The sequence below is a fragment of the Neptunomonas sp. ABH4_499 genome (genome assembly GCF_056160565.1).
Map to the genome: position 1 here is coordinate 92,247 of NZ_JBSWXK010000002.1, position 23,893 is coordinate 116,139.

Annotated in this window: 21 protein-coding genes; 17 read left to right on the forward strand and 4 right to left on the reverse strand. The window is 50.1% G+C overall.

Going from position 1 to position 23,893, the window contains the following annotated elements; all coding sequences use genetic code 11:
* Positions 1–13: 13 nt before the first annotated feature.
* From ACXAF9_RS02185 to ACXAF9_RS02230, 10 genes are all read left to right on the forward strand, one after another.
* A complete protein-coding gene (locus ACXAF9_RS02185; RefSeq protein ID WP_475069767.1) occupies positions 14–640 on the forward strand; it encodes a phosphoribosylanthranilate isomerase in 627 nt (208 codons plus the stop codon).
* Entirely contained in the window at positions 624–1,844 is a 1,221-nt protein-coding gene (trpB, locus tag ACXAF9_RS02190) for a tryptophan synthase subunit beta (protein ID WP_475069769.1), read from the forward strand. The genes ACXAF9_RS02185 and trpB overlap by 17 nt, the downstream gene beginning before the upstream one ends.
* A gap of 9 nt (positions 1,845–1,853) precedes the next feature.
* Positions 1,854–2,657 carry a tryptophan synthase subunit alpha gene (gene trpA, locus ACXAF9_RS02195; protein ID WP_475069771.1) on the forward strand — a complete coding sequence of 268 codons (804 nt, stop codon included), beginning with the start codon at positions 1,854–1,856 and terminating at the stop codon, positions 2,655–2,657.
* A gap of 33 nt (positions 2,658–2,690) precedes the next feature.
* Positions 2,691–3,653: an acetyl-CoA carboxylase, carboxyltransferase subunit beta gene (gene accD / locus ACXAF9_RS02200; RefSeq protein ID WP_475069773.1), complete on the forward strand. Its 963-nt coding sequence runs from the start codon at positions 2,691–2,693 to the stop codon at positions 3,651–3,653.
* Positions 3,654–3,725: 72 nt separating this feature from the next.
* Positions 3,726–5,015 (forward strand): bifunctional tetrahydrofolate synthase/dihydrofolate synthase, encoded by a 1,290-nt coding sequence (gene folC, locus ACXAF9_RS02205; RefSeq protein WP_475069775.1) that lies wholly within the window; start codon positions 3,726–3,728, stop codon positions 5,013–5,015.
* A 9-nt stretch (positions 5,016–5,024) separates the two neighbouring features.
* Positions 5,025–5,612: an SPOR domain-containing protein gene (locus ACXAF9_RS02210; protein WP_475069777.1), complete on the forward strand. Its 588-nt coding sequence runs from the start codon at positions 5,025–5,027 to the stop codon at positions 5,610–5,612.
* A gap of 70 nt (positions 5,613–5,682) precedes the next feature.
* Complete coding sequence (locus ACXAF9_RS02215) at positions 5,683–6,177, forward strand: CvpA family protein (RefSeq protein WP_475069780.1); 495 nt, start codon at positions 5,683–5,685, stop codon at positions 6,175–6,177.
* Between the two features lie 59 nt (positions 6,178–6,236).
* Positions 6,237–7,757: an amidophosphoribosyltransferase gene (gene purF, locus ACXAF9_RS02220; RefSeq protein ID WP_475069783.1), complete on the forward strand. Its 1,521-nt coding sequence runs from the start codon at positions 6,237–6,239 to the stop codon at positions 7,755–7,757.
* A gap of 12 nt (positions 7,758–7,769) precedes the next feature.
* Positions 7,770–8,984, forward strand: a complete 1,215-nt coding sequence (locus ACXAF9_RS02225) for an O-succinylhomoserine sulfhydrylase (protein WP_475069787.1) — start codon at positions 7,770–7,772, stop codon at positions 8,982–8,984.
* Between the two features lie 9 nt (positions 8,985–8,993).
* The gene (locus ACXAF9_RS02230; RefSeq protein WP_475069791.1) at positions 8,994–9,947 is read left to right on the forward strand and encodes a tRNA dihydrouridine synthase; all 954 of its coding nucleotides are present in this window, start codon (positions 8,994–8,996) and stop codon (positions 9,945–9,947) included.
* Between the two features lie 26 nt (positions 9,948–9,973).
* On the opposite strand, the gene ACXAF9_RS02235 is transcribed toward ACXAF9_RS02230, so the two are convergent.
* Together ACXAF9_RS02235 and pabB are read right to left on the reverse strand one after the other, a co-directional pair.
* The gene (locus tag ACXAF9_RS02235) at positions 9,974–11,935 is read right to left on the reverse strand and encodes a sensor domain-containing diguanylate cyclase (RefSeq protein WP_475069795.1); all 1,962 of its coding nucleotides are present in this window, start codon (positions 11,933–11,935) and stop codon (positions 9,974–9,976) included.
* Positions 11,936–12,087: 152 nt separating this feature from the next.
* On the reverse strand, positions 12,088–13,464 hold the full coding sequence (gene pabB, locus ACXAF9_RS02240) for an aminodeoxychorismate synthase component I (protein WP_475069799.1): 1,377 nt from the start codon (positions 13,462–13,464) through the stop codon (positions 12,088–12,090).
* Positions 13,465–13,625: 161 nt separating this feature from the next.
* Between pabB and ACXAF9_RS02245 the strand changes: the two genes are divergently transcribed.
* The 7 genes from ACXAF9_RS02245 (at position 13,626) to ACXAF9_RS02275 (ending at position 22,317) form a co-directional block, all read left to right on the forward strand.
* On the forward strand, positions 13,626–14,486 hold the full coding sequence (locus tag ACXAF9_RS02245; RefSeq protein ID WP_475069802.1) for an alpha/beta fold hydrolase: 861 nt from the start codon (positions 13,626–13,628) through the stop codon (positions 14,484–14,486).
* A gap of 137 nt (positions 14,487–14,623) precedes the next feature.
* Positions 14,624–15,337 (forward strand): GntR family transcriptional regulator, encoded by a 714-nt coding sequence (locus ACXAF9_RS02250; RefSeq protein ID WP_475069805.1) that lies wholly within the window; start codon positions 14,624–14,626, stop codon positions 15,335–15,337.
* Positions 15,330–16,220 (forward strand): methylisocitrate lyase, encoded by an 891-nt coding sequence (gene prpB, locus ACXAF9_RS02255; protein ID WP_475069807.1) that lies wholly within the window; start codon positions 15,330–15,332, stop codon positions 16,218–16,220. The genes ACXAF9_RS02250 and prpB overlap by 8 nt, the downstream gene beginning before the upstream one ends.
* A gap of 70 nt (positions 16,221–16,290) precedes the next feature.
* The gene (gene prpC, locus ACXAF9_RS02260) at positions 16,291–17,421 is read left to right on the forward strand and encodes a bifunctional 2-methylcitrate synthase/citrate synthase (RefSeq protein ID WP_475069809.1); all 1,131 of its coding nucleotides are present in this window, start codon (positions 16,291–16,293) and stop codon (positions 17,419–17,421) included.
* Between the two features lie 77 nt (positions 17,422–17,498).
* Positions 17,499–20,102: a Fe/S-dependent 2-methylisocitrate dehydratase AcnD gene (acnD, locus tag ACXAF9_RS02265; RefSeq protein WP_475069811.1), complete on the forward strand. Its 2,604-nt coding sequence runs from the start codon at positions 17,499–17,501 to the stop codon at positions 20,100–20,102.
* A gap of 11 nt (positions 20,103–20,113) precedes the next feature.
* Positions 20,114–21,298: a 2-methylaconitate cis-trans isomerase PrpF gene (gene prpF / locus ACXAF9_RS02270; RefSeq protein ID WP_475069814.1), complete on the forward strand. Its 1,185-nt coding sequence runs from the start codon at positions 20,114–20,116 to the stop codon at positions 21,296–21,298.
* Positions 21,299–21,684: 386 nt separating this feature from the next.
* Entirely contained in the window at positions 21,685–22,317 is a 633-nt protein-coding gene (locus tag ACXAF9_RS02275; protein WP_475069817.1) for a hypothetical protein, read from the forward strand.
* Between the two features lie 73 nt (positions 22,318–22,390).
* Here ACXAF9_RS02275 and ACXAF9_RS02280 read toward each other — a convergent pair whose 3' ends face one another.
* Both ACXAF9_RS02280 and ACXAF9_RS02285 read right to left on the reverse strand, forming a co-directional pair.
* Entirely contained in the window at positions 22,391–22,864 is a 474-nt protein-coding gene (locus ACXAF9_RS02280) for a hypothetical protein (RefSeq protein ID WP_475069820.1), read from the reverse strand.
* Positions 22,865–23,273: 409 nt separating this feature from the next.
* On the reverse strand, positions 23,274–23,627 hold the full coding sequence (locus tag ACXAF9_RS02285) for a hypothetical protein (RefSeq protein ID WP_475069824.1): 354 nt from the start codon (positions 23,625–23,627) through the stop codon (positions 23,274–23,276).
* Positions 23,628–23,893 lie beyond the last annotated feature (266 nt).

The window sequence follows — 23,893 nt, forward strand, 5'->3', positions numbered from 1 at the left end:
GACGAAGAAGTCGATGAGAACTCGGGTCAAAATTTGCGGTATTACACGGTTGGAAGATGCGCTACTTGCAATAGAGTTAGGTGCTGATACCTTAGGTTTTGTTTTTTATGAGCCTAGCCCGCGAAATATCTCAGTTGAAACAGCCGCCGACATCATCAAGTCGTTACCGCCGTTTGTTGTCACTACCGGTCTGTTTGTGAATGCAAGTGCCGAGCAAGTGCAGCACACCATCGACCAAACACGTTTGGATCTTTTGCAGTTTCACGGCGATGAAACCGATGCGTTTGCACGCCAATTCAACCGACCTTTCATTAAAGCGTTGCGAGTCAAACCGGATGTTGATCTGAAGCAGGCTTGTGATGCGTATCCCTCTTCAAGAGGGATGCTTCTCGATGCGTATAAGCCCGGTGTGCCGGGTGGTACTGGTGAATCCTTTGATTGGGACCTGATTCCAGCTTCGCTTCGACCACACGTTATTTTAGCCGGTGGACTTAACCCTGATAATGTGGCGGATGCGATTGAACAGGTTCGACCCTTTGCGGTCGACATCAGTGGTGGTGTAGAAGCGTCGAAAGGGATCAAATCACCAGAAAAATTACAACAGTTCTTCAAAGAGGTGGCTCGTGCCAACAAACACTGATCTGTCTGCACTTAAGCAACTGCCTGACGACAAAGGCCATTTTGGTCCTTACGGCGGTCGCTTTGTATCTGAGACTCTTATGGGCGCGCTTCAAGAGCTTGAAGCCATGTACGAGCGTTTATCGAAAGAACCTGAATTTCAGGCCGAATTTGATCGCGATCTGGCCCACTACGTTGGCCGTCCATCTCCTTTGTACTTTGCAGAGCGTTTAACGCGTGAAGTCGGCGGTGCGAAAATCTACCTAAAACGTGAAGATCTAAACCACACGGGGGCCCACAAGGTCAACAACACCATTGGTCAGGCGTTATTGGCTAAATACATGGGTAAGCCTCGCATCATCGCTGAAACGGGCGCAGGTCAGCATGGTGTTGCTTCAGCAACGGTTGCGGCGCGATTGGGCTTAGAGTGCAAGGTGTACATGGGGATTGATGATGTACGTCGTCAATCATTAAATGTGTACCGCATGAAGCTGCTTGGCGCGGAAGTTGTGGCCGTTGAGTCCGGTACCCGTACCTTGAAAGATGCCATGAACGAAGCGATGCGTGATTGGGTCACTAACGTGGACAACACCTTCTACATCATCGGTACCGCTGCTGGCCCACATCCGTATCCGAAATTGGTGCGTGATTTCCAGTGTGTAATCGGTCGTGAAGCGCGTCAGCAGTGCTTTGAACATGAAGGCCGCTTGCCCGATGCTTTGGTGGCGTGTGTGGGTGGTGGTTCGAACGCCATTGGTTTATTCCACCCATTCATCGAAGATGAATCGGTACGTATGATCGGTGTCGAAGCCGGTGGTTACGGCGTTGAAACAGGCCAGCATGCAGCGCCTTTATGCGCAGGTCGACCAGGTGTATTGCACGGTAACCGTACTTACCTAATGGAAGATGACGCGGGTCAAATTCTGGGTACACATTCGGTTTCTGCAGGTTTGGATTACCCAGGTGTTGGTCCTGAACACAGCTGGTTGAAAGATACCGGTCGTGCTGAATACGCAAGCGTGACCGACGAAGAAGCGCTCAGTGCGTTCCGTATGCTGACCCGTGTTGAAGGTATCATGCCTGCACTGGAATCCAGCCATGCTGTGGCTCACGCAGTAAAAGTGGCCAAAGAAATGGACAAAGACCAAATTCTGGTCGTGAACTTATCAGGCCGCGGTGATAAAGACATCCATACCGTCGCGGGTATTGATGGCATCGAGCTTTAGGAGATCATCGTGAGTCGTATTAATGAATGCTTTGCAGCCCTAAACGCGGCTGGTAAAAAAGCCCTGATCCCGTATGTGACAGCAGGCGATTCAACCCCAGAGCTTACCGTGCCTTTGATGCATGCAATGGTCGAGGCCGGTGCTGACATCATCGAGTTGGGCGTGCCTTTCTCTGATCCAATGGCTGATGGTCCGGTGATTCAGTTGGCGTGCGAGCGTGCTTTGGCGCACAATGTGCGATTGCTGGACGTGTTGGAGATGGTTAAAGCGTTTCGCCAAACCAACAACACCACACCGGTTGTATTGATGGGCTATTTGAACCCGGTAGAAGTGCTGGGTTATGAAGCGTTTGCTGAAAAAGCGCAAGCAGCGGGTGTTGATGGCGTGTTAACCGTGGACTTGCCACCGGAAGAGTCCGAAGAGTTCGCTGCCATCATGAAAGCGCATCAACTGGATGTCATTTATCTGTTGGCACCGACAACCGCCGAAGACCGAATCGAGCAGGTTTGTCGCTTAGGTTCAGGTTACGTGTATTATGTTTCAGTTAAAGGCGTAACCGGTTCAAGTGCTCTGAATGTTGATGAAGTGGCACAAAAATTAGAAGTGGTGCGTCGCCACACGTCAATGCCGGTGGGTGTTGGCTTTGGTATCCGCGATGGTCAATCGGCGTCGGCGGTATCGGCGGTGGCTGATGGTGTTATCGTTGGTAGCGTTTTAGTGAACAAAATTGCAGAAAACGCAGACCAACCAGAAACGATTAAAAACGAGATTGCAGCGGTGCTTCGCGAGATGCGTGCTGCAATGGATGCATAACTAGACAGCTAACGACACTGGGTTAGAGAAATAATGAGTAATTGGTTAGATAAAATCATTCCATCACTGGTTCGATCTGAGGGTAAAAAGACAAATATCCCAGAAGGGTTATGGAAGAAGTGTCCAAGCTGTGAAAACACGCTGTACTACCCTGAGCTGGAAAAGAACTTAAGCGTTTGTCCTAAATGCGACCACCACATGCGTATTGGTGGCCGCCAGCGTTTGAACACCTTCTTGGATGTTAATTCGGGCGTAGAAGTGGCCGCAGAGGTTGAGCCTGTCGATCGTCTTAAGTTCAAAGACTCCAAAAAGTATAAAGACCGTCTTACGGCCGCTCAAAAAACGACCGGTGAAAAAGACGCCTTGATTGCGATGGAAGGGACATTGAAAGGCTTGCCGGTTGTGGCTGTGGCTTTCGACTTTAACTTTATGGGTGGCTCGATGGGTGCCGTTGTAGGTGAGCGTTTTGTACGTGCAGCCAACATCGCCCTTGAGAAGAACATTCCATTCATCTGTTTCTCTGCATCGGGCGGTGCTCGTATGCAAGAGGCGTTGTTCTCTTTGATGCAGATGGCTAAAACCAGCGCGGCGCTTGAAAAACTTCGTTTAGCAGGTGTGCCTTACATCTCTGTCCTGACAGATCCTGTGTACGGTGGCGTATCGGCAAGTTTGGCGATGCTGGGTGACCTGAACGTCGCTGAGCCTAAAGCCCTAATCGGTTTTGCTGGCCCACGTGTTATCGAGCAAACCGTTCGTGAGAAATTGCCAGAAGGCTTCCAGCGTTCTGAGTTTTTGTTAGAGCACGGTCAAGTAGATATGATCGTATCGCGTTTAGAGATGCGTGATCGTTTGTACAACGTCCTGACTATGCTGGCACATCGCTTTATCAAACAAGACGATGCGATTATCGCTGAACCGGTCGAAGCTGAAGTTGAAGCGGCGGAAGAGATCGATCAAGCTCAGCCAGCTGAGAGCAAACCACAGGAATCGGTATAATCCGATCCTAAGATCCAAGGCCGGTTTTAACCGGCCTTTCTTATTTCCCAACGTCTGCGTGAGTAAAAACGAGTGAGTACCGAAACTTCTTCCTTTGATCTGAATGATTGGTTGCATTGGATGGAGTCGAATCATTCCAAGTCCATCGATATGGGGCTTGGTCGATGCCGACAAGTGTTCGATAAAATGGCATTGGATTTTACCGGTATTAAGATCTTTATCGTCGGCGGTACCAACGGTAAAGGCTCCTCAGTCGCCATGCTTGAATCCATTGCGATGGAAACGGGCTACTCAGTGCTTGCGTATACCTCGCCGCATTTACTGACTTACAATGAGCGTGTTCGCCTAGACGGTGCCGCCATTGATGATCAATCTTTGTGCGATGCTTTTACCGCAGTCAACAATGCTCGACTCGCGTTTGATGATCTCACATTAACCTATTTTGAGATGGGTACATTAGCTGCGTTATGGTTGCTTTCCATCAAGAAGCCAGAGGTCGCGGTGATGGAAGTCGGCTTAGGCGGGCGCTTAGATGTGGTCAATCTGCTGGATGCGGATGTGTCCCTCGTAACCACGGTGGATATTGATCACGTGGATTGGTTAGGGGATGACCGTGAAGTGATCGGTTTTGAAAAGGCGGGTATTTATCGCAGTGGTCGTACAGCTATTTGCGGTGATTTCAATCCGCCGAATCGTTTGATAGAGCACGCCAATGAGATTGCAGCGCATCTGCATCTTGCCAATCGTCAGTTTTCGTACATTTCGACCGATGCGGGTTGGTCTTGGGCAGGTAAAATTGAAGGGGAGTCCTATCAGTTTTCTGGGCTTACAAAGCCTTCTCTGCCGCTTCAAAACGCATCTACAGTGTTAGCTGCTTGGTGTGCTTCGGGTCTCACGGTAGATGAGACCTCTATTAAGCAAGGTTTAGAAAAAGCGCGTGTTGCCGGTCGGATGGATCGGTTTGAACATTACCTTCTAGATGTGGCTCACAACCCACAATCGGCGGAATATCTGGCGGCACAACTCAAATCCTTATCTCAGCCGGTCACACTCGTGCTTGGCATGCTGGCAGATAAAGACATTGAGCAAGTGATACGGCATTTGGCACCGGTTGTCGATCAGTGGTTACTGGTTGGCTTAGAGGTACCGCGTGGCCAGTCTGCTGAAGCATTAAACAAAACGTGGCAGTCGGTGTACCAAAAAGACACAGGCTTGTTTAAATCCAGTGACTGTCAGTGTGTTGAATCGGTTAAAATAGCGCTCGAATCAGAGCAATCGAAAACCGCGCCGTTGTGTGTCGTTGCAGGTTCGTTTTTTACCGTAGGTCAAGCCTACGAAGCGCTGGATAGAAAGGTTTATTAAAGAATGGCAATGGAAGAGCACAGAAAGAAACGGATCACAGGGGTTGTCTTTGTCACACTGGCTATTTTAGTGCTGGCTCCTTGGTTGTTGACGGGTGCCGGTTATAAAGAGCGTCAGTTAACCTCCAATATACCAGAAGCACCTAAAGCCCAAACATGGCAGAAAATCGAGCCGCAAACGCCGTTGCTTCCCGATACGCGTGAGGTTGCACCTGTAAAACAGATCGAATCTACGACGGTGGTCAGTGTAGACACGGCGTCTCAAACAACTCCTGAACCTGAACAGGAAAAACCGGTACAAGAGGAGCAGAAACGCCCTGTTGTGGGTACAAACGAGCCAGCCCCTGCAATCGATCAGCAAGGTGTTCCGGTTGCTTGGACATTGCAGTTAGCGAGTTTTAAAGACGAAGCCAATGCTAGGGCGCTGCGTAAACAACTGATTGGTGCCGGATATAAAGTCTATACTCAAAGACAAACGGACTTGTACAAAGTTTACGTTGGGCCGGAGCTTAAGAAAGAACGTTTAGAGTCTTTGAAAGAGGCGCTCAAAGGTGAGTATGGTCTAGACGGCATGATCATCCGTTTTAGCACGCAATAGACGGTTTAATGGTTTGGTAATAAGTGTGTGTCTGTTAGAATGCGCGCAAATTTGGATGGGTACTTTTTAAATGAATTGGGCTGATTGGACGATCATAGCGATTCTGGTTATTTCCGGTTTTTTTGGTCTGCGTCGCGGTTTTATTAAAGAGACTCTGTCACTAGTGACATGGGTTGCTGCGTTCATCGTAGCGCGTGTCTTTGGTCACGCATTATCGGCTTTGCTGGTGGACTATATATCGACACCGTCTGTTCGCTTAGTCAGTGCCTTTGTTATTCTTTTTGTGATCACCCTGATTGTTGGGGCGTTACTCAGTAATTTGATCCAAGCCTTAGTGGAGGCCACGGGGCTTTCTGGCACCGATCGAATGCTGGGTATGGCGTTTGGTATCATTCGCGGTGGTCTAATCGTTGTTGTTCTTGTGGTTCTGTTGGCGGGTACTCCGGCCGTGCAGGACACATGGTGGAGCCAATCTGAATTGATTCCCCATTTTGCATTGATGGAAAGCTGGACCCGACAGGTTGCATCTGACGTGGCGAGCTTAATCTGGAACGCAGGACGCTAAACTTTAAACATGCCCCCTGCGGGCCAACCGATTTTTTACATTCCCTTGAGGTAAACTTCATGTGCGGTATCGTCGGCATCGTTGCCAAATCCTATGTTAACCAGACCATTTTTGATGTTCTGACGGTGTTACAGCACCGCGGTCAGGACGCAGCGGGTATGGTGACCTGTGAAGGTAATCGCTTTTACCTTCGTAAAGATAACGGTTTGGTGAATGAAGTGTTTCGTACGCGTCACATGAAGCACCTGCACGGTAACGTTGGCATTGGCCACGTTCGTTACCCAACGGCGGGTAGCTCAAGTGCGGCCGAAGCTCAGCCGTTTTATGTGAACTCACCTTACGGTATTGCGCTTTGCCACAACGGCAACCTGACCAACAGTGAAGATCTGGCCGAAGAGATGTTCCGTGCGGACCTTCGCCACGTAAACACAACGTCTGACTCCGAAGTACTGCTGAACGTTTTTGCACATGAGCTTCAGCAGCAAGGTAAGCTCGTTCCAGAGCCTGACGATATCTTTGCAACCGTCGCTAAAGTTCACAAGCGTGTGAAGGGTGGTTACGCCGTCGTTGCGATGATCACAGGTTATGGCATCGTTGCTTTCCGTGACCCTAATGGCATCCGTCCTTTAGTGTACGGTGTTCGTACCACGGATGAAGGCGAGGAGTGCATGGTTGCTTCTGAAAGCGTGGCTTTGGACATTTCTGGCTTCAAGCGTGTTCGTGACCTAGAGCCTGGTGAAGCGATCTTCATCGATATGGAAGGTAACGTGCACACGCGTCAGTGCGCTGAAGAGACACATTTGAACCCATGCTTGTTCGAGTTTGTTTACCTTGCCCGTCCTGATTCGATCATTGATGATATCAATGTTCACCACGCGCGTATGCGTATGGGCATCAAGCTTGCTGAGAAAGTAAAGCGTGAGCGTCCCGATCATGACATTGATGTGATTATCCCGATTCCAGACACCAGCCGTACCTCGGCTCTGGAGATGGCAAAACACCTGAACGTTACGTTCCGTGAAGGCTTTATCAAAAACCGTTATATCGGTCGTACGTTCATCATGCCGGGGCAAACCCAGCGTAAAAAGTCCGTTCGCCGCAAGCTGAACCCGATTGAATCCGAGTTTAAAGATAAAGTGGTCATGCTGGTGGACGATTCCATCGTGCGTGGTACGACGTCAAAGCAGATCGTTGAGATGGCGCGCGATATGGGCGCTCGTAAAGTGTACTTTGCATCAGCTGCGCCTCCGGTTCGTTTCCCGAACGTATACGGCATCGATATGCCGTCACCAACTGAATTCATCGCGCATAACCGCACAGAAGATGAAATCGGTGAAGCGATCAGTGCTGATTGGATGCTGTACCAAGACCTAGAAGATCTGCGCGATGCCGTTCGTGATGGTCGTGATGACATCGATGGTTTCGACAGCTCTGTGTTTGATGGCCATTACGTAACGGGTGATATCGATACTCAGTATCTGGATCGCTTAGATCAAAAACGTAATGATCTGGCAAAAGTGACCGTAGAAGCGACAGAAGCGGGTGAATCACCTGTGGATCTACACAACAAGATACATTAAGGATAAGTCCCCATGTCTAAGTCTTTCGAGCGTGATGAGCGAATTCAGTTTGATCTAGAAGAGGCCGGCATTGCGACCTTGGCCGTTCGTTCGGGTCAGCATCGCACGATGGAAGGGGAGCATTCGGATGCCATCTTTCCAACGTCGAGCTTTGTATACAGCTCGGCTCGAGAGGCCGCTGCGCGTTTTGGTGGCGAGGAGCCGGGTAACATTTACTCGCGTTTCACAAATCCAACGGTGATGGCGTTTGAACGTCGTCTGGCGGCGATGGAAGGTGCTGAGCGTTGTGTCGCGACGGCATCTGGCATGGCGGCTATTTTGAGTGTGGCCATCTCCTTGCTACAGCAAGGGGATCACATTGTCTGTTCGCGCAGTGTCTTTGGTTCGACCATCTCGTTGTTCGATAAATACATCAGCCGCTCTGGCATCACAACAACCTACGTTGACCCGAAAGACCCAGAGGCCTGGAAGGCTGCGATTAAGAGCAACACTAAGCTGCTCTTTACTGAAACACCTTCGAACCCATTGGCTGAATTGTGCGACATCGAAGCGATTGCCAAGATTGCACACGATGCGGGTGCCTGGTTAGCGGTCGACAACTGCTTCCTGACACCTGCGTTACAACAGCCGATCAAAATGGGCGCGGACATCATCATCCACTCGGCGACCAAATACATTGATGGTCAAGGGCGTTGTGTCGGTGGTGCCGTGTGTGGTTCTGATCAGTTGATGCAGGAGATTTTCGGATTTATCCGCACAGGTGGTGCTTGTATGAGCCCATTCAATGCGTGGGTTTTCCAGAAAGGCCTGGAAACATTGAAACTGCGTATGGAAGCCCACAGTAAAAGCGCGCTTGCGATGGCACTTTGGTTAAAAGAGCAGCCGGGTATCCGTAAAGTGTATTACTCCGGCCTTGAAGAGCACCCGCAACACGCGCTTGCTAAAAAGCAACAGCGTGCCTTTGGTGGTGTGTTGGCCTTCGAGATCGATGGCGACAAAGAGGCCGCTTGGCGCTTTATTGATGCCACTAAGATGGTCTCCATTACTGGTAATTTGGGTGACGTAAAAAGCACCATTACCCATCCTGCGACCACCACGCATGGTCGTATGACCCCCGAAGCCCGATCCGCTGCGGGCATCAGCGATAGTTTGATTCGCTTGTCGGTCGGTCTTGAAGATCTTGAAGACATTCAAAAAGACATGCAGCTTGGTCTTGCGGCCCTGTAAATCGTCATTGTGAGTCGTATATTACTGGCGCCGATGGAAGGCGTAGTGGATGCCAGTGTAAGGGATTTGATCACTCAATTCGGTGGCGTAGACCAATGCGTCACTGAATTTATTCGTGTTACGGATCGAGTTCATCCACGTCATCAGTTCATCAAGCACGCTCCAGAGATTGAACATCAATGCCTAACGCCCACCGGTGTCCCGGTGGCTGTCCAGCTGTTAGGTTCCGACCCAGAGAAACTTGCGGGTAATGCCCGTAAAGTCGCTAAAATGGGCGTTGCGTCGATCGATCTTAATTTTGGCTGCCCCTCAAAAACGGTGAATCGCCATCGAGGCGGGGCTGTGCTGTTGGATGAACCAGAACTGATTCATCAGATCATTCGTTCGGTGCGCGATGCCGTCCCTGACGAGGTGTTGGTCACGGCTAAGATGCGCCTAGGCAACAAGGATACGTCCAAAGCGATTGAAAACGCCGTTGCGATCCAAGAGGCCGGCGCTGCAGAGCTTGCGATACATGCACGTACCAAGCTGGATGGGTATCGTCCTCCTGCGCATTGGGAGTGGATCGCTAAGATCAAAGAGCACGTTAACCTTAATGTGGTTGCCAATGGCGAAGTCTGGACGCCCGATGATTATCAGCGTTGTCGTGAAGTCAGTGGTTGCGACGATGTCATGATTGGCCGTGGGCTGATTGCTCGCCCTGAACTTGCGATGATGATCAAAGCGCTTAGCGCCGGTCAGCCAAGTCAGGCAGCGGAGTGGTCCTCAATCGTGGCTATGCTGCTTAAGTACTTCACGCTGGTCGAGCAGAATGTGATGCCCAAATATGTGCACGGCCGGATCAAGCAGTGGCTAAACATGATGAAGTCACAACGCCCCGAGGCGGTGGAACTGTTTGACGATGTGAAGCAGATCCGCTGCCTTACCACGCTGCGATCCCATCTTGAGGCGCAGATCCGCTAACTCTTCATCGCGGCTTTCATGACTCGTTAGGTTTCAAACGAGCAGCGTACCTGATTCCTACCTTGGGCCTTGGCCTCATACAGTGCGCGGTCGCACATCTCGATTAAACAGGGCACGGGAATAAACTCAGTAGGCACGATGGAGGCGCACCCGATGCTGACAGTGATGCGAAGCTCGTGACCGTTAAAATACACCGGCGTTTTGGCAATCCCTGTTCGGATCTGCTCCGCTAGGCGTGCTAAATCCTCTGGGGCGGTGCCGGGTAAAACAATCGCAAACTCCTCCCCACCGTAACGAGCGATTCGGTCTGTTGCGCGGTTGATCATTTGGCGTAAAGAGACAGCCAAGCTTCGTAAACAACTGTCACCTGCTAAGTGTCCATATTGGTCGTTAATCTTTTTGAAGTGATCGATATCGATCATCATCAACGACAGCGTTGACTGAGTGCGCGTAGCGGTTTTAATGGCGCTTTCTAGGCTTTCATCTAAAAAACGTCGGTTAAACAACCCAGTTAAAGGGTCGGTCAGGCTGATCTCCGACAGTCGTTTGTTGGCCGCCTCCAGTTGGGTGGTCATCGACTCCAACTCACGCGTGCGCCGAGCGACCTCTAGCTCTAAGCGGGTGTTTTGCTCTTTCTGTAAGGTGATAAGAGAGAGTTGTGCTTGGTGTCTGGCTTCTCGTTCGTGATTTACGTGGCGCAGCAGGCTTTGGTTCTTTTGTTGGGCCATCACGCGACTGATTCGATCGCTCTGCATCTGATCGGCCAAGGCAAACGAGAGTAAAAGTACTTCTGCCACAAAGGCGATCAGCTGTGCGTATTCGATAATGGGATCGTAGTTGATGATGCCATAAATCATCAGGCTCACAACCAGTGTGGCAACGATGACGGCACTCCAAGCAAGGTTAAAATAGGATGCCGCACGATTGCCTTTCGACCAGAGCATTAATCCTGTTATCCAAGCGGTTAACACGCTGAAGATCAACATGACCTCATTGGCGTATCGAAGCCAGTGTAATTGCAACACCGCGCACAAAGAGGACATCAGCCAATAGGCGATGATGATGCTGTTAAGCCGTTTTAATAGCCCTTTAGGTCGCAGGAAGTAGCGTATAAAGAGTCCTGAGGTCATCAGGCTGGTGGTGACGGACAGCTCATAAGCGCTCAGTCGCCAATAGTGGCTATTCGACCAGAGCATGTAAGGCCCAAAGCCCGTTAAGCTTAACTGATAAACGATGATGGTCACGATGTACGCGACATAAGCGAGATAAGCGCGCGATTTTAAGCGAACACCAATAAAGAGGTTAAACAAGAGCATGCTTATAAGCGCGCCGATGGCGATACCGTAAAAGCCCGTTCGGGCCAGCATGGATTGTTCGTAAAGGCTCTCGGGCCAAAAGTAGAGAGGGGCGTATTGGCGATATTGGGTATTCACCCGCATAAACAGGACCGCTTGCTCCTCACCCGCTAAATTGAACGCAAAGCTTGGGTAGCTGCTGACGGTTGTTTTTGACTCTGGGGTTTCGAGTAAACCGCGTTCGGCATGAAGTAAGGTAGAGCGGCTACGCTGAAGGTAAAAGTCCACCTGCAGCAAGTTGGGCCAGCGCACTTCTACCCGCTGACTGAGTGTTTGTCGGGTTTCGTTTTCAAGCGGTATTCGATACCACACCGTATCGGATTCGGTTTGCAGGGCGATATTATCAGAGAGGATTGCGCTCCAATGACGAAGCGGTAAGTCGAAGACAGCCCCTGGGGTAAACAGGCCATCTGGGTCTTCTAGGTAGCGTGTTCGACGGCCAGTATCAATTGCAACCTGATGACCGTTTAAATAGATGGGGTAATCGGCGGCGGCATCGTGATGCGAGTTCATCTGAGAGATGGGCTGAATAAAACGATTGCCCAATACAACAACAGAAGCAACCACTAATAACGTCAGCAAAAGAGACAGCAGAGGTACATCGTTGGTTCTTCGTGAGATAAATAAGTCCATGAATTTCCCCACCCAAAGCTTCCCCCATGATACTGGAAAACCATATAAATCGTGAGATTTATTAACACCTTGATTGTTACATGAGGTTTTAAAGCTCGAATATGGCACTTTGCCATCAAATACGATGGCAAAAATAGTGCTAAAGAAGGACCTTAAAGGGTTTCGAGTGTTGTCAGCAGATTGTTCACTTTATCGAAAGTTTCTTTGTACTCGGCGTGGCTTTCGGAGTCTGCGACAATCCCACCGCCTGCCCAGCAATACAGTTGCCCTTGATCGGCAATAAGGGTTCGAATGGTGATACTGGTGTCCATATGACCTCGAAGATCGATGTATCCGATGCTGCCACAGTACGTATGTCGGCGATCGGGTTCTAACTCCTCGATGATCTCCATAGCGCGTATTTTAGGTGCGCCCGTGATGGAGCCGCCTGGGAAGGCATCACGCAGAAGATCAATTGGCGTCCGGTCATTCATCAGCTGGCCTTCAATGGTGCTGACCAAGTGGTGGACGTTTTTGTAGCTCTCGACATCAAATAGCTTGGGGACTTTTACACTGCCTGCTGCGCAGTTGCGACTGATGTCGTTACGCAATAGATCCACGATCATCACATTTTCGGCTTGATCTTTCTCCGATGCGGACAGGGCGCTGGCCAATGCGGCATCAGACTCGGGGGTATCTCCGCGTGGGCGAGTGCCTTTGATCGGTTGGGTCATCACAAGCCCATCACTGTTGGCGCGGATAAATCGCTCAGGAGAGAGCGAGAGCAAAGCGCCTTGTGCCGTATCGCAATAGGCGGAAAAGGGGGTTGGGGCCTTTTCCCTTAGGGCTTTATAGGCAAGCCATGGGTCGCCTGTAAAAGACGCATCAAAGCGCTGGGCAAAATTCACCTGATAGCAATCACCTGCCAAAATGTATTCGTGAATGGCCGCAAGCTTCTCGCGATATTGAGCTTCGGTCACGTTGCTTTTGAAAGGCCGTGTTAACGAGAAGGGCGTTTCGCTCGTGTTGGGTTTTGGCTGGCAGAACAGATGAGTCAGTTGCGTTAGTTCGGTCTCGCTGACGTTATCGTCGACGTAGAGTGTCACACTTTTTTGGTGATGATCGATCACCACTGACCAGTTATACAGCCCGACTTGCAGGTCGGGTGTCGAAAGGGCATTGGTTGCGATCGAGGGCATTCGCTCTAGGGTACGTCCAAGGTCATAGCCAAACTGGCCTAAAAAACCGGAGATAAACGGCACATCTGGGTGTGTATCATCCGACAGTGGTTGTCTTGATGCGGAATAAAGCCGGTTAAGTGCATCAAACGGCTTTTCATCTAGGGTCTGCTGCGCGCCATTTTGGCAGAGTGTCAGTGTGTTGTTTTGATAGATCAGCTCAAGCGAGGGTGCGGCCACAATGATATCAAATTGGCCGCGTTCACTCTGTGGTTTACCGCTGTCGAGCAGCCATGCCCCTGGTAAGTGACGAACACGTTCGTAACAGTCAGTGGCAGTCAGCGATGAAGGTAAAACGATAGCGCGTGTCACAAAGAGAACCTAACTGGCTGATAAAAGGGTATTTTAAGGAAATTTATTGGCTTTATCGAGCTGGAATTCGGCCAAAACGTGTCCAGCTGCGTATAATCATTGTCAACAATCACCACTTTACGTCCCGCCTCCCCAAAGCGATTCAGGAGACAATCAAATTCATGAATATGCCAGAGCATTGCTCCCGAAAAACCTTAACTGTCGACAGTCAAAAGATCACCTACCATCTTTATCAAAATCCTAACGTCAAAAATGGCCGTCGTTTGGTTGCACTTCATGGTGCTGGCGTTGCAGGGATGGATACGTGGGCGACCATTGTTCGGTTTTTGGATCAGTGGCAAGAGGTGCTGGTGCCGGATCAACGCGGCATGGGGGAGACGCGCGATGTATCGGGGGAGGAGCATCCATTTACCGCTCACGAACTCATGGGGGATCTGTCGGCACTGGTAGATTATCTAGGCTGGTGGACGTTTGATTTAGCGGGTTATTCGATGGGGGGTATGGTGGCCCTATTGTATAAAGAGAAATACCCTGCGCGTGTTGAAAAGCAATATCTGCTTGAGTCGGCGTTATTGGATCGACCGACTTGGGAAGCCACCGTCACTTTGCGCCAGCATTACAGTGAGGCGGCTCAACTCTTGCGGGGTGAGGATAAAGAAACCGGCATTCGAAACTTTATGGATACGATCTCGCCCAACCGACGCACCTCGGAGCAGGTGGATCAATTAACGATTGCGCGACTGGGTCATCGCCCTGTGGGGTTTGCCAATGCGCTGGATTGTGTCACAGAGGCGATCAACAGTATCGACCGAGATACCTTATTAGCCGCCCAAGGCGATGTGACCAGCTTTATTGGTGGGCTCAGTGTGGACCCGATGCATCATTATCACAGCTCGTTAGCCGAGCGTATGCCTAACTGGCACTATGTGATGTTGCCGGGGACCGATCACTCTTTGCCCTATCAAAAGCCGCGTCAAATCGCGTGCATCATGAATGATGAGCTAAAGCGGTTCCTTTCGTAACCGCTTTCCGTATATTCCCACAAATAAAAGTGTCATGTGTCGACAATCTTAGACTTTGGTTCGGTTGACCCTCAGTTGCACCAGCGTTATCGTAGCTTCACATCAAGATTGTCGACAATCAATTGAAGCAGGTTCCTATGACTGATACTAACAATGTTCGTGAGCTGAATGTCGAAGCCCGTACTCTGGCTGATCGCGTCTGTGAGCAGATCGTGACCGCCATCGTGAAGGGCGATATCCCACCGGGGCACAAAATCAGTGAGCCGGAGCTCGCACGTACCTACGGAATCAGTCGAGGCCCATTGCGCGAAGCGATGCGCCGTCTTGAGAGCCTTCGCTTAGTCGAGCGTAAACCGCATGTGGGTGCCAGGGTCGTAAAGCTAACGGTGAAAGAGCTGATCGAGATCTACCACGTGCGTGAATCCCTTGAAGGCATGGCGTGTCGCTTGGCGGCGATGCACATGCCCGATGAGGAGATCGCAAGCCTTCGAGAACTGTTGGATGAGCACGAAGAGAGCATCAAAGAGTTGGATGGACGTTCCTACTTCCAAAAAGAGGGGGATCTTGACTTCCATTACCGCATCGTACGGGGCAGTAAAAACGAAAAACTCCATGAGCTGCTGGGCAGCGATCTTTATCACCTAGTACGCATGTATCGATATCAATTCAGTGTCTCCAAGTCGCGCCCCAAAAGGGCGTTGAAAGAGCACCGTCAAATTGTGGATGCGATTGAATCGCGTGATCCTGAACTGGCGGAGCTGTTGATGCGCAGACACATCAGTGCTGCACGTCAAAACATTGAAGATAAATTGAGCAATGACGAAGACTCAACAGAGGAAAACCATGGCTAAACAGAGTGCAGGTGCCCGTTTTAGACAGGCATTAGAAAATAATAAACCACTCCAAATCGTGGGAACGGTCAATGCGTATCATGCCATGATGGCAGAGCGTGTCGGGCATCAGGCGGTGTATCTATCGGGCGGCGGTGTTGCAAACGCCTCTTATGGCTTGCCCGATTTGGGTATGACCAGCATGAATGATGTGCTGGAAGATGTTCGCCGTATCAGCAGTGCTGTCGACACCCCTTTATTGGTTGATATCGATACCGGCTGGGGCGGGGCGTTTAATATTGGCCGCACCGTCAAAGAGATGATCAAAGGTGGTGCTGCTGCCGTGCACCTAGAAGACCAAGTCGCGCAAAAGCGCTGTGGTCATCGCCCCAATAAAGAGATCGTCTCGCTTGAGGAGATGGTTGATCGCGTCAAAGCCGCTGTGGATGCCAAAACCGATGATGATTTCTTCATCATTGCGCGTACCGATGCTTTCCAAAAAGAGGGGCTTAATGCAGCCGTTGAGCGTGCGCAAGCCTGTTTAGAGGCGGGTGCGGATGGCATCTTTGCCGAAGCGGTACACACGTTGGATGATTACCAAGCGTTTTCCAACGGCATTGGTGGAGCGCACCTGTTAGCCAACATTACCGAGTTTGGGGCAACACCGCTTTTTAATAAAGAGGAGCTGTCGGCTCACGGCGCCACCATGGTGTTGTACCCACTTTCTGCCTTCCGTGCGGCCAACAAAGCAGCCTTAAATGTGTTTGAGTCCATTTTGCGCGATGGTGATCAAAAAGCGGTGGTCGATACCATGCAAACCCGTATGGAGTTGTACGATTTCCTGAATTATCACGATTTTGAACAAAAGCTGGACTCCTTGTTTGCCGAAGGCAAAAACAAGTAAGACATCCTTTTTAGACAGAATGATAAAGAGAGGTGGCATGTGCGCATGACCACCCGAAGGAGAGACGACAATGGCTGAAGCAAAACAACTGAGCGGCGCAGGTCTTCGTGGGCAATCGGCGGGGGAAACCGCACTGTGCACCGTGGGTAAAACCGGTGCGGGGTTAACTTACCGCGGATACGACATCAAAGAGCTGGCGGATAAAGCCGAATTTGAAGAGGTCGCTTATCTGCTTTTATACGGCACGTTACCGAATCAAACTGAGCTATCTGCGTATAAAGAAAAGCTTAAATCCTTACGTGGTTTGCCCGCTGCACTGAAAACGGTGTTGGAAAATATTCCCAAAGACGCTCACCCGATGGATGTCATGCGCACCGGATGCTCAATGCTGGGTAACCTTGAAACCGAACAAGATTTTAGCGAGCAGCACGATAAGATCGACCGTTTGTTGGCGATCTTCCCAGGGATGATCAACTACTGGTACAACTTCACGCACAACGAGAAGCGCATTGACGTTGAAACCGACGCCGATTCGATTGGTGAGCAGTTCTTGTGGACGTTGCACGACAAAAAGCCAGAGCCGCTTCACGTTAAGGTAATGCATGCCTCTTTGATCTTGTACGCAGAGCATGAATTTAACGCCTCTACCTTTACGGCTCGGGTGTGTGCTTCGACCTTGTCCGATATTCACAGCTGCATTACCGGTGCCATCGGCTCTTTGCGGGGGCCATTGCATGGCGGTGCGAACGAGGCTGCCATGGATATGATCGAGCAGTGGACCGATGCCGACCAAGCGGAAGATGCGATCATGGGTATGCTGTCTCGCAAAGATAAGATCATGGGCTTTGGTCACGCCATTTACCGCGAGTCCGACCCGCGTAATGCGATCATCAAAGAGTGGTCGAAGAAGCTGTCGGATCAGGTGGGGGATACCTCGTTGTATGCCGTATCCGAGCGAGTCGAAGCCGTGATGTGGCGCGAAAAAAAACTCTTCTGTAATGCCGACTTCTTCCACGCCTCGGCCTATCACTTTATGGGCATTCCAACCAAGCTGTTCACGCCGATTTTTGTGTGCTCTCGCGCATCGGGTTGGGCGGCGCATGTGATGGAGCAGCGGGCCAATAACCGTATTATTCGTCCAAGTGCGGATTACACCGGCCCAGAAAGTGCCAAGTGGGTGCCGATTGAGCAACGCACCTAAGCACTGAATGACAAAACCGGGGAGCCGCACTCTGGCTCCTTTTACCCATACATCATAATTATCAATGGGTTTCCAACATGAATACCAATTTCCGTAAAGCGTTGCCGGGCTGCGCTTTAGACTTCTTTGATACCCGCGCCGCGATCGAGGCGATCAAACCCAACAGTTACGACACACTGCCTTACACTTCACGTATTTTGGCGGAGCAACTGGTGCGCCGTTGCGAGCCCGAATTATTAAACGATGCGCTTGGTCAGATTATTGAACGAAAACGCGATCTCGATTTTCCTTGGTATCCGGCTCGCGTGGTATGTCACGACATCTTAGGGCAAACCGCGCTGGTGGATTTGGCGGGGCTTAGAGATGCCATTGCTGAACAAGGGGGCGATCCTTCGCAGGTGAATCCTGTTGTGCCAACGCAATTGATTGTCGATCACTCTTTAGCGGTGGAAGCGCCTGGATTTGACCCAAAGGCGTTTGAGAAAAACCGCGCCATTGAGGATCGCCGCAATGAAGATCGCTTTCACTTTATCGAGTGGACCAAAACCGCGTTCGAGAACGTGGATGTGATCCCCGCAGGTAACGGCATCATGCACCAGATCAATCTGGAGAAGATGTCGCCGGTGGTTCAAAGCCGTGAGGGTGTAGCCTTTCCGGATACCTGTGTCGGTACGGACTCCCATACACCGCATGTGGATGCGCTTGGCGTTATCTCGGTGGGTGTTGGCGGGCTTGAAGCGGAAACCGTGATGCTTGGCCATCCATCAATGATGCGATTGCCGGACATCGTCGGCGTAAAACTAACGGGCAAACGCCAACCCGGTATTACGGCCACGGACATCGTATTGGCCTTAACCGAGTTCTTGCGAAAAGAACGAGTGGTGGGGGCGTACGTGGAATTCTTTGGTGAAGGGGCTTCAAGCTTATCGGTGGGGGATCGGGCGACCATCTCCAATATGACACCTGAGTTTGGTGCCACCGCGGCCATGTTCTACATCGATGAACAAACCATCGAATACCTAACACTGACCGGTCGCGAACCTGAGCAAGTCGCACTGGTGGAGCAATACGCTAAAGAAACCGGCCTTTGGGCAACCGCCCTTGAATCCGCTGAATATGAGCGTGTTTTGGAGTTTGATCTATCAAGCGTAGTGCGCAACATGGCTGGGCCATCGAACCCGCACCGCCGCTTACCAACAAGCGATTTGCAGGCACGCGGCATAGCAGATGAAGACAAGCTATCACAAGGCAAGCACCAAGAAGCCGATGGCTTAATGCCCGATGGTGCGGTGATCATTGCGGCGATTACCTCCTGTACGAACACCTCTAACCCACGCAATGTGGTTGCGGCCGGGTTAGTGGCGAAAAAAGCCAACGAGCTTGGTTTAGTGCGCAAGCCGTGGGTTAAAACCTCATTTGCCCCAGGCTCTAAGGTCGCCAAACTGTATCTTGAGGAGTCGGGTCTGCTACCAGAGTTAGAAAAGCTCGGCTTTGGTATCGTTGCGTACGCGTGTACCACCTGTAATGGTATGTCCGGTGCTTTGGACCCAGCCATTCAGCAGGAGATCATCGATCGAGATCTTTACGCAACGGCGGTTTTATCCGGTAACCGAAACTTCGACGGTCGTATCCACCCATACGCAAAGCAAGCGTTTTTGGCCTCACCGCCGCTGGTGGTGGCTTATGCGGTGGCCGGCACAGTGCGTTTTGATATCGAGAAAGATGTCTTAGCGGTGGTCGATGGCAAAGAGATCTATCTCAAAGATTTATGGCCATCCGATGAAGAGATCGATGCGATCGTAAAAGCACACGTTAAACCTGAACAGTTTAAGCAGATCTACATCCCTATGTTTGATCTGGGCGAAAAAGAGCAAGCCGAGAGTCCGCTGTATGATTGGCGAGCGATGTCGACCTACATCCGCAGGCCTCCGTATTGGGAAGGCGCGTTAGCCGGTGAGCGAACCCTTAAAGGGATGCGTCCATTGGCCATCTTGCCGGATAACATCACGACCGATCACTTATCGCCGTCAAACGCGATTTTGATGAACAGTGCGGCGGGCGAATACCTGCATAAAATGGGCTTGCCAGAAGAAGACTTCAACAGCTATGCCACGCACCGGGGTGATCACTTAACCGCACAGCGCGCAACACTTGCGAACCCGAAGCTGCTCAATGAGATGTGTAAAGATGCAAACGGTGAGGTGATTCAAGGCTCGCTGGCACGTGTTGAGCCCGAAGGGCAGCCGATGCGGATGTGGGAAGCGATCGAAACCTACATGAATCGCCAACAAAATCTGATCATTGTTGCCGGTGCTGATTACGGCCAAGGCTCTTCCCGTGACTGGGCGGCCAAAGGGGTGCGTCTTGCCGGTGTCGAAGTCATCGTCGCCGAAGGTTTTGAGCGTATTCACCGCACCAACTTGATTGGCATGGGTGTGCTACCGGTGGAATTTAAGCCGGATACGACGCGATTAACCTTGGGGCTTGATGGTACTGAAACCTACGACATTGAAGGAACGCTTGCACCGCGTGGCGAATTAACGCTGATCGTGCATCGTGCCAATGGCGAGACGGTCAATGTGCCTGTTATCTGCCGTTTGGATACGGCGGCCGAGGTCGATGTTTATAAGGCCGGTGGTGTATTGCAGAAGTTTGCTAAAGACTTTCTTGGACAATCGTGAGGTAGATGAGCATGACACAACCTCCACAAATCAAAATACCCGCCACCTATATTCGCGGTGGCACCAGTAAGGGCGTCTTTTTTAGACGCGAAGATCTGCCGGAAGCGGCGCAAGTACCTGGTGCCGCGCGAGATGCGATCTTAATGCGTGTGATTGGCAGTCCAGATCCCTATGGTCAGCAGATAGATGGCATGGGGGGCGCAACCTCAAGCACCTCTAAAACCGTGATTCTCGATAAAAGCAGCGAGCCAGGTCACGATGTCGATTATCTGTTTGGCCAAGTGGCGATTGATAAGGCGTTTGTTGATTGGTCGGGCAATTGCGGCAACTTAACGGCCGCAGTTGGCGCGTTTGCGATCAGCTCCGGTTTTGTGGACAAAGAGCGTATCCCTGATAACGGGATATGCACTGTTCGCATTTGGCAAAAAAACATCCAAAAAACCATCATCGCGCATGTGCCCATCACCCATGGGGAAGTGCAAGAAACCGGCGATTTCGAGCTGGATGGCGTTACCTTTCCTGCTGCCGAAGTGGTCATCGAGTTTATGGACCCAGCCGATGGTGAAGGCTCGATGTTTCCAACAGGGGCGTTAGTGGATGAGTTAGAGGTTCCGGGTATCGGGACGTTTAAAGCGACCTTGATTAATGCCGGTATTCCAACCATCTTTTTAAATGCGGATGAGATCGGCTATACAGGGACGGAGCTTCAAAAGGCCATCAATTCAGATGCCGCTGCTTTGGAGCGACTTGAGACCATTCGTGCATACGGTGCGGTAAAAATGGGGTTGATCAAGGATATTGCCGAAGCCGCCTCGAGGCAGCACACCCCCAAAGTGGCCTTTGTTGCGCCCGCAAAAGCGTATGAAGCCTCCAGTGGTAAAACGATTTCAGCGGACGATATCGATCTTTGTGTGCGCGCCATGTCGATGGGTAAGTTGCACCACGCCATGATGGGGACAGCTTCGGTTGCCATCGCGACGGCGGCAGCTGTACCTGGCACGTTAGTCAACTTGGCTGCGGGCGGCGGCCCGCGAGACAGCGTCACCTTTGGTCACCCTTCGGGGACGTTACGTGTAGGTGCTGAGGCGGAAATCGTCGATGGTGAATGGACGGCCACAAAAGCGGTGATGAGCCGAAGTGCCAGAGTCCTCATGGAAGGGCAGGTGCGCGTCCCCGCGGCGGTGCTGGATGTTTAGATTAAAAATCCTTTTCTGATTTTGAAGCAGAGGACTACGTCTGCCTAGCCACCTATCAGGTTGGGTATGGCAGCTGCTTCATCTTTGAGCCCTGCATTTGCGGGGCTTTTTTTGTCAGTTTTTTTTACAGCATTCTTAAGATAAACATATGAACGTCTTATGTGTTTGCAAAAAGAGACGTAATATTGGTTGATTGTTGATCAATAAAGGCTTTTATAATTAATAAGTGTCTCTTAAAAGATCAGATGGTTGGTAAATTTTACATTGTTTTTCTTAGTGTCTTAAAAAGATGACTTACTATTTATAAAGTCTATATATATCAGTAGCTTAATAATTTTGGTCTGCATTGTGCTTAGTTAAGGGCTTCTAGTTTAAGGAGTATGACTGTGTCTGACATTCTAAGCAGTGCTCAAAAGTTAGGTAAGTCTGTCGTTGCTTCTGCTGCACTTTTAGCTGGGCTCTCATCGGCTGGCAATGCGCAAGCGACATCGATCAATGCATTACCCGGCAGTTTCAACCTCGCACCCGATTTCTCAGTGATGAGCATGCCGTTTTTGAGCGATCATGACGTGGAGTCTTTTTTAGGCCTCAGCAGTGGTGAGCTAGATGCCTTATTTGGCACAAACTTGATCTCTGGTACTGGGTTTAAAAATAACTGGGTATTGGATGCAGGCGATACACTGTCGTTTGACTATGTTTGGTCAGATGCTGGAATCGCGGACAGTTATGGCGTTATCACCGTCGATGGCGAGGTGGTATCGATCATTGATGCAGGCTCAAGTTTCGTATTGCACGATCTGTTCTCGTGGGAGGCTGCAACAACCGATACTTATGAAATCGGCATGGGCATGGTATCCAGTATGTACTTCCCATTTTCAGGTACGGCTTTGATGGCGTTTAACTATCAAGTCACTGAAAGCTCAACCTCGGGTGCGTCGGCCGTTCCTATCCCAAGCACCTTGCTGTTGATGGGCTTGGGATTAATTGCGATCCCTTGCTTGCGTCGAAAAAAACGCTGAGTTTTGCTTTTTATTGGCACAAAAAAACCAGGCAATGCCTGGTTTTTTTACGTTAAGTCTTAATGATCAGCCATTAAGAGATTGATTTCTGAGTAGATTTCAACCATTCCAAATCTTGAGTTGCTGATTGGTTCTCAGTCAGCTCAACGGCTGCACCGTTGGATTGAACTTGCTTGATCCAGTTCAGGTCGTCGTTTGCAGACTGATCAGCCGCGAGTGACGGTTGTTCAACGTTTACACCGTTAAGGCCGTGTTGTTGAACGCTTTTGATCCACTGCAGATCTTTCTTAGCGGATTGGTTTTCAGTCAGTTCAACCGCAGCACCGTTTGATTGGACCTGCTTGATCCAGTTCAGGTCATCGTTTGCAGACTGGTCAGCTGCCAGTGCAGGGGCAGTCAAGGTTGCTTGAGCGCCGTTAGATTGCACTTTTTTGATCCAGTTAAGGTCTTGTGCGTTACCTTGATCTGCTGCAACAGCAGAGAAAGAAGCGGCAGCAATAACACCAGAAAGAGTTGCGATAGCAAAGCGTGAAGTCAAAGTTTTCATGTTTCGTTCCTCAGAATTTTAATCAGGCTTTATGTCGTACCTGATGTAAGCTGACTTCTATGATCATTGTTGCTTAAATAGAACTCAGCCGGGTTGTTGGCAATTAAAATGCTCGTTAGTTCCGAATGTAGGAAAGCTTTTATTCCTTCCTGATTCGATATGAGTTCATTATATATAGATATTTAAGGTTTTTAAGACGTAAAAATCGCACAGTTTTATCTATAAATTAGATGTAATGGTCGTTTATAGGTGGTTATTGATGTTTTTTAGATACATTGTTGTTTTGTCAATTGTTGCATTTGTATGAATTTTGTAATCGATCGTTTTTAAAATGCAACAAACTTTTATGGACACTAAAAAAGCCCCTTGAGGGGCTTTGGAAGATGATCGCAATGCGCGCGGATCATGCTTAACTGTAGTCGGTACCCGACTGTACTGATTTGATCCAACGCAGATCTTGTCCTGCGTCTTGGTTAGAAGCCAGTTCATCCGGTGCAACGTTTGGCGTTACTTCCAATGATTCACTGGCGCCTTGTTGTACTTTTCGAAGCCACATTAAGTCTTTAACTGTGGTTTGGTCCGCTGCAAGGTCGGGAGAAGCAACGGGAGCGACGTGTTGCTGCTCAGTCGCAGTTTGTTGGACATGCTTGATCCAGCGAAGGTCATTACCGGCGCTTTGTTCTGCGGCCATTGCTGGGACGGTCGTTGCGAATACCAGTGCACCTGTCAGTGCTGCTCCTGCAAGTTTCAATGAAGTTTTCATAATGAGTACCTCTTTTGTCCATTTTGAGATCCAGGCCCCTGAATCTCGCATTCAGAAAGATAGACTGGGTACTTTTTTGTTAGTTCGTGATTTTTATAAATTATGCAACGAATGTTTAGTGTTTTACTCAGGTTTATGAGGGTAAACGACTAATGTGGCGTGTCGAGTGTATTATTAAGTTATTGAATATATTGTATTTTTAAATGAAGGGTGTGTTTTCTGACTGTAGGCGGATTGGTTGAGAATGCATTTGGTTGCAATAAAGG